Origin of the sequence: Pseudomonas sp., assembly GCF_050739655.1 — a bacterium.
Classification (GTDB): Bacteria; Pseudomonadota; Gammaproteobacteria; order Pseudomonadales; family Pseudomonadaceae; genus Aquipseudomonas.
Window position 1 is genome coordinate 1 of record NZ_JBOIBY010000382.1, and the last position, 6,762, is coordinate 6,762.

Here is a 6,762-nt window from a genome sequence, read left to right on the forward strand (position 1 = left end):
TTGGAGTTTGATGACCATGAGTGTGGAAACTCAAAAGGAAACCCTGGGCTTCCAGACCGAGGTGAAGCAACTGCTGCACCTCATGATCCATTCGCTGTATTCCAACAAGGAAATTTTCCTTCGCGAACTGATCTCGAACGCCTCTGACGCTGTAGACAAATTACGTTTCGAAGCGCTGTCCAAGCCAGAACTGCTGGAAGGTGGCGCTGAACTGAAAATCCGTGTGAGCTTCGACAAGGACGCCAAGACCGTCACTCTCGAAGACAACGGCATCGGCATGAGCCGTGAAGATGTGATTACCCATCTGGGTACTATCGCCAAATCCGGTACCGCCGACTTCATGAAGAACCTGTCGGGCGATCAGAAGAAAGATTCGCACCTGATCGGCCAGTTCGGTGTCGGTTTCTACTCCGCGTTCATCGTCGCCGATAAAGTCGACGTGTTCAGCCGTCGTGCCGGTGCGGCAATCAGTGAAGGTGTGCACTGGTCGTCCAAGGGCGAAGGCGATTTCGAAGTGGCGACCGTCGAGAAGGCCGATCGTGGCACTCGCATCGTTTTGCACCTGAAGTCCGGGGAAGACGAATTCGCCGATGGCTGGCGTCTGCGCAACATCATCAAGAAGTACTCCGACCACATCGCCTTGCCGATCGAGTTGCCGAAAGAAGTGGCAGCGACCGAAGGCGAAGAGCAGCCGGCCGTTGAGTGGGAAACCGTCAACCGCGCCAGCGCCCTGTGGACCCGTCCTCGCACCGAAGTGAAGGATGAGGAATACCAGGAGTTCTACAAACACATCGCCCACGACTTCGAAAACCCGCTGAGCTGGAGCCACAACAAGGTCGAAGGCAAGCTGGAATACAGCTCACTGCTGTACGTGCCGGCCCGTGCTCCGTTCGATCTGTATCAGCGTGAAGCGCCGAAAGGCCTGAAGCTGTACGTGCAGCGCGTGTTCGTCATGGATCAGGCCGAGTCGTTCCTGCCGCTGTACCTGCGCTTCATCAAAGGCGTGGTCGACTCCAACGACCTGTCGCTGAACGTGTCGCGGGAAATCCTGCAGAAAGACCCGATCATCGATTCCATGAAGTCGGCACTGACCAAGCGCGTGCTGGACATGCTGGAAAAACTGGCGAAGAACGAGCCTGAGCAATACAAAGGCTTCTGGAAGAACTTCGGTCAGGTCATGAAGGAAGGCCCAGCGGAAGACTTTGCCAACAAAGAGAAAATTGCCGGTCTGTTGCGTTTCGCATCGACCAGCGGTGACGACGGTGAGCAGGTTGTAGGTCTGGCCGAGTACTTGGCACGCGCCAAGGAAGGTCAGGACAAGATTTACTACCTGACTGGCGAAACCTACGCACAAGTCAAAAACAGCCCGCACCTGGAAGTCTTCCGCAAGAAAGGCATCGAAGTGCTGCTGCTGACCGATCGCATTGACGAGTGGCTGATGAGCTACCTTAGCGACTTCGACGGCAAGAGCTTTGTCGACGTGGCGCGCGGTGACCTGGACCTGGGTAACCTGGACTCGGAAGAAGACAAGAAGGCCGCGGAAGAAGTCGCCAAGGCCAAAGAAGGTCTGGTTGAGCGTCTGAAGACCGCGCTGGGCGAATCCGTTGCTGAAGTACGGGTTTCTCACCGCCTGACCGATTCCCCGGCCATTCTGGCCATCGGTGAGCAGGACCTGGGCCTGCAGATGCGTCAGATCCTGGAAGCCAGCGGTCAGAAGGTTCCGGATTCGAAGCCAATCTTTGAATTCAACCCGGCTCACCCGCTGATCGAGAAGCTCGATAACGAGCAGAGTGACGAGCGCTTCGGCGATCTGTCGCACATCCTCTTCGATCAGGCGGCTCTGGCGGCCGGCGATAGTTTGAAAGATCCGGCGGCGTATGTGCGCCGTCTGAACAAGCTATTGGTTGAGCTATCAGCTTAACTGCGTTGCAAGAAAACCCGCTTCGGCGGGTTTTTTCATTCTGGTGTTCAACAATCAGGAGTCAGAAATGAGCCAAATCACTGTACGTTCCGTTGTCTATCAGATTGACGGCCAGCCTTATGAAAGCCGCGTGGCGTTCGACGCTGACCATAAGGGCGCACGCCCTGGCCTGCTGATGGCGCCAAACTGGATGGGTGTCGGCGCGGGTGCCGAGGAGATCGCCAAGTCGGTGGCCGCCAAGGGCTACGTGGTGCTGATTGCGGATCTCTATGGGCAGTCGCTTCGTCCGCAGAACAACGATGAGGCGGCTGCTGCGATGATGCCCCTGAAGGATGACCGCGCATTGCTGCGCAAGCGCATGCAGGTAGCGTTCGAACAGCTGCAAAAGCAGAGTGAAGCGGCTGTCGATACATCGAAGCTGGCGACTTTCGGTTTCTGCTTCGGTGGTTGCTGCTCCCTTGAGTTCGCTCGGACGGGGGCGCCGGTGAAGGCCGCTGTGTCGTTCCACGGCACCCTGGATACACCGGACGTCAATGATGCGAAAAACATCAAGGGCAAGGTGCTGGTGCTGCACGGCGCTTCTGATCCGTTGGTCCCGAAAGAGCAACTGCCGGTATTCGAAGATGAAATGAATGCCGCCGGTGTGGATTGGCAGTTAGTCAGCTACGGCGGTGCGTTCCACTCGTTCACAGACCCGCACGCCAAGGTGCCGGGCATGATGATGTACGACGCCAAGGTTGCCGTGCGGGCGTTTACGTCGATGCACAACTTGCTGGATGAAGTGTTCAAGGGCTGACGCCCCGAAGATCAAAAGATCGCAGCCTGCGGCAGCTCCTACATTGGAATGAGTTTCCTGTAGGCGCTGCCGCAGGCTGCGATCTTTTGCTTTACGGCAACTCGATCCGCTCAACTTCCCCTGGCACTGTCGGCCATTCCCCGGCCGCCCAGCGCTTGCGCGCTTCGTCGATCCTTGCCGGATCGCTTGAGACAAAATTCCAGTTGATCCGCCGCGGACCATCCAGCGGTGCGCCACCAAACAGCACCGCATGAGTATCGCTATCAGCGAACAACGTCATCTCTTCCCCTGGCGGCAGTACCACTAAATCGTGGGGCTCGATCGGCTCGCCATTGAGCTGTACCTCTCCACTCAACACATACAGCGCACGTTCTTCATGCTCGGTGGGAATCAGCAAGGTCGTCGCGGTTTGCAGGTTCAATTCTGCGTACAGAGTAGGAGAAAGCACAGGCACCGGTGATTCCAGACAAAAGCCTGAGCCGGCGATCATGCGGATCTTCACTCCGAGGTTCTCACTGACCGGCAACGTAGCGGCTGGATGATGACTGTAGTGGCCAGGGCCTTGTTCATGGTCCTTGGGGGAGGCTAGCCAGATCTGTAGGCCATGCATCGTGAAGCCACTTTCTTTCAACGGTTCTGGCGTGCGTTCGACGTGGGCAATGGCGCTGCCGGCGGTCATCCAGCTGACGTCCCCGGGGTTGACCACCTGATCGGAGCCGAGGCTGTCCTTGTGCTGGAGCTGACCCTCGAAGAGGTAAGTGAGCGTGGACAGTCCGATATGCGGATGCTGGCGGATATTCATGCCATCACCGGCGGCATAGCGGGTTTCCAGCATGTGGTCGAAAAACACGAATGGCCCGACATTGCGGCATTTGGCTGACGGCAGTGGGCGAAGAATCGGCTGGCCTTCGACATCTTCGGCGCGGGGGCGAATCACGAGCGGAGTGTTCATGGTGCATTCCAGGCTGAGCGGGTAATGCGCTCGAGCATAACCCGCTTGAGCAGCCCTTGCCGCTATTGGCTGAACGCGCCTTCGGAAAGATGGGTTTCGATGCTGACGTCGCTGGTGGTCATCAACTTGTGGATGGGACAGCGATCGGCCACGCGGTGCAATTCATCACGCTGGGCGTCGGTGAGCACACCTTTGAGAGTCAGTTTGACGTGCAGCGCGTATTTGCCTTTTTGTTCTTCACTGTTATCGCGTTTGACCTCGACGCCGACGCCGGTCAGCGGGATGCCTTTTTTCTTCGCATACAGTTTCAAGGTCAGGGCCTTGCAGGAGCCCAGCGCGGCATCGAAGTAATCGTGGGGCTCCGGCGCCGAGCCTTCGCCGCCGGATGTGACGGGCACATCGGCAAAGAGTTCGTGGTCATCGATCTGCACGCTGTGACGAAAACCTTCGGCGGAAACGGTATTGACGGTAACAGTCATGGGAAACCTCGCTGGCATCAGGAATATCCATTCGATCAAAAAGGATCGTGAAGGTATAGAGTCATTGCTGCGATTGTGCGTTCCACCGTTCTTTGTTGCGTGATTTCAAAAGGGCAAAAGATCGCAGCCTGCGGCAGTTCCTACCTGGGAATGCGGTTCCCTGTAGGAGCTGCCGCAGGCTGCGATCTTTTGACGATTCAAAAAAAAGCCCCGCGATTGCGGGGCTTTTTCGTGTTGGTGTGGATCAGCTGCCTTTGACAGCCTTACCGTTGACCTTGCCGTCCAGGAGCATGATGTTGTACTCCTTGCCGTCGGTTTCAACTTGTTGCAGGCGTACCAGCAGGTAATCCCAGTCCTTGGCGAACCAAAGCACGGTGGTGCGTTTGCTTTGTGTCGGGTCACGTACGCGCTCGACCTTGATGGCATCGATCTGGCCAGCCTTGGTGTCGACTTTTTCCGAACCCAGCACGCGGAAGTCATAGGTATCGACTTCGCCATCATCCACAACCTGATAGCTCATGCTCTTCTTGCCGGCGGCCACGTCATGCTGCAGCGCCAGTTGATAGGTGGATTTGTCGACCATGCCGCGGTTCAGCGGAATATTGACCGCATCGCCACGATCGGTGCCGGTCACCTTTTTGGCAGCCCAGTCGAAGTCCAGGTCTGCTTTCTTGGCTTTGCCCAGCCCGCCACGTTCGAAGTGGTAGGACTGTGGCAGCAAGGTGTCCTTGTCGACGGTCAGGGTGCTTTCTTCGGACAGACTGGCGATCATCATCGATGCCTTGAAGCTGAGCCTCCAGACGCCGTTGGCTTCCTTGGTCAGGCTGCGTTCAGCGGTGCCGCTCATGGGCAACTGCTTCCAGTCGGCGGTGTAGCTGGCGGAGAACGGTTGAAGGTCTGCGGCTTGCGCGAATGGCAAGGCAAGCAGAGCGCAAGCGAAGAGCAGGGCACGACGCATAATATCTCCTAGGTTCGAATCAAGTGGCCGCTGGCCGCGAGTAACTGTCCATCCAGTAAAGCACCTTGATCGCCGAGTGATATCCGGCCTTCGGCAAACCAGCGTACGGCCATCGGGTAGATCAGGTGTTCCTGCACATGGATTCGCTGCGCCAGGCTTTCCGGCGAGTCGTGCAACTCTACCGGTATTACTGCCTGTACGACCAGCGGTCCGCCATCGAGTTCCTCGGTGACGAAGTGCACGGAGCAGCCGTGCTCGGTGTCGCCGGCCTCCAACGCTCGCTGATGGGTGTGTAACCCTTTGTATTTGGGCAGCAGCGAGGGATGGATATTGAGCAGGCGACCCTGATAGTGGCGCACGAAGTCAGCGCTGAGAATGCGCATGAAGCCGGCCAGTACCACGAGTTTCGGATTGAAGGCGTCGATCAGTTCGATCAGCGCGGCATCGAAGGCCTCGCGGCCTTCGAAAGCCTTGTGATCAAGGGTGCGGGTGTCGATGCCCGCGTCCCTGGCGCGTTGCAGGCCGTAGGCGTCGGCGCGGTTGGAAATCACCGCAGCGATGCGGACCGGGTTGTCGCCGGTCCGCGTGCTGTCGATCAAGGCCTGCAAGTTACTGCCGGTGCCGGACAGCAGCACCACCACATCACAGGTCTTGGGCATCAGTGAGCCTTGAGGTTTTTCAGTTCAACCTGAGCCGCGCCTTCGGCAGCGGTGGAGATCTGGCCGATGACCCAAGGTTGTTCGCCGGCTTCACGCAGAACGTTCAGGGCGGTTTCGACGTGCTCTTGAGCCACGCAGATGACCATGCCCACGCCGCAGTTCAGCACGCGGTGCATTTCGTTCTCGTCGACGTTGCCTTTCTCTTGCAGCCAGTCGAACACCGCCGGGCGGTTCCAGCTCGCTACGTCAACGACCGCTTGTGCGCCTTTTGGCAGAACGCGCGGGATGTTGTCCAGCAGGCCACCACCGGTGATGTGGGCCATGGCTTTGACCGCGCCGGTTTCCTTGATCAGCTTGAGCAGCGGCTTCACGTAGATACGAGTAGGCGCCATCAGCAGGTCGGTCAGCGGCTTGCCGTCGAGCTGGGTGTTTTCGATGTCGGCACCGGACACTTCGATGATCTTGCGGATCAGCGAGTAGCCGTTGGAGTGTGGGCCAGAAGATGGCAGGGCGAGCAAGGCATCGCCGGCAGCCACTTTGGAACCGTCGATGATTTCGGCTTTTTCCACGACACCGACGCAGAAACCGGCCAGGTCGTAGTCTTCGCCTTCGTACATGCCAGGCATTTCAGCGGTTTCGCCGCCGACCAGGGAGCAGCCGGACAGCTCGCAGCCTGCACCGATGCCGGTCACGACCTGAGCGGCGGTGTCGACGTTCAGTTTGCCGGTGGCGTAGTAGTCGAGGAAGAACAGCGGCTCGGCGCCGCAGACCACCAGGTCGTTGACGCACATGGCAACCAGGTCGATGCCGATGCTGTCGTGCTTGTTCAGGTTCAGTGCCAGGCGCAGCTTGGTGCCAACGCCATCAGTGCCGGAAACCAGCACAGGCTGCTTGTAGCCGGCCGGGATTTCGCAGAGGGCGCCGAAACCGCCCAGGCCGCCCATGACTTCCGGGCGCGCAGTGCGCTTGGCGACGCTCTTGATGCGTTCGACCAATG

General features: G+C 58.4%; 7 protein-coding genes. 2 read left to right on the top strand and 5 right to left on the bottom strand.

All coding sequences use genetic code 11. The features are described from left to right. The first annotated feature begins 16 nt into the window (after positions 1-16). A complete protein-coding gene (gene htpG / locus ACRESJ_RS18600) occupies positions 17-1,921 on the top strand; it encodes a molecular chaperone HtpG (RefSeq protein ID WP_431759195.1) in 1,905 nt (634 codons plus the stop codon). A gap of 67 nt (positions 1,922-1,988) precedes the next feature. Beyond that, on the top strand, positions 1,989-2,717 hold the full coding sequence (locus ACRESJ_RS18605; protein WP_431759189.1) for a dienelactone hydrolase family protein: 729 nt from the start codon (positions 1,989-1,991) through the stop codon (positions 2,715-2,717). Positions 2,718-2,808: 91 nt separating this feature from the next. Here ACRESJ_RS18605 and ACRESJ_RS18610 read toward each other — a convergent pair whose 3' ends face one another. The 5 genes from ACRESJ_RS18610 to purM form a co-directional block, all read right to left on the bottom strand. Beyond that, positions 2,809-3,669 carry a pirin family protein gene (locus ACRESJ_RS18610; RefSeq protein ID WP_431759190.1) on the bottom strand — a complete coding sequence of 287 codons (861 nt, stop codon included), beginning with the start codon at positions 3,667-3,669 and terminating at the stop codon, positions 2,809-2,811. 62 nt (positions 3,670-3,731) lie between these two features. After that, positions 3,732-4,148 (bottom strand): OsmC family protein, encoded by a 417-nt coding sequence (locus ACRESJ_RS18615; protein ID WP_431759191.1) that lies wholly within the window; start codon positions 4,146-4,148, stop codon positions 3,732-3,734. Positions 4,149-4,392: 244 nt separating this feature from the next. Next, the gene (locus ACRESJ_RS18620) at positions 4,393-5,106 is read right to left on the bottom strand and encodes a DUF3108 domain-containing protein (RefSeq protein WP_431759192.1); all 714 of its coding nucleotides are present in this window, start codon (positions 5,104-5,106) and stop codon (positions 4,393-4,395) included. An 8-nt stretch (positions 5,107-5,114) separates the two neighbouring features. Continuing rightward, the gene (gene purN / locus ACRESJ_RS18625) at positions 5,115-5,765 is read right to left on the bottom strand and encodes a phosphoribosylglycinamide formyltransferase (RefSeq protein ID WP_431759193.1); all 651 of its coding nucleotides are present in this window, start codon (positions 5,763-5,765) and stop codon (positions 5,115-5,117) included. After that, on the bottom strand, positions 5,765-6,762 hold a 998-nt coding region (gene purM, locus ACRESJ_RS18630), incomplete at its 5' end, for a phosphoribosylformylglycinamidine cyclo-ligase (RefSeq protein WP_431759194.1). The genes purN and purM, both read right to left, overlap by 1 nt.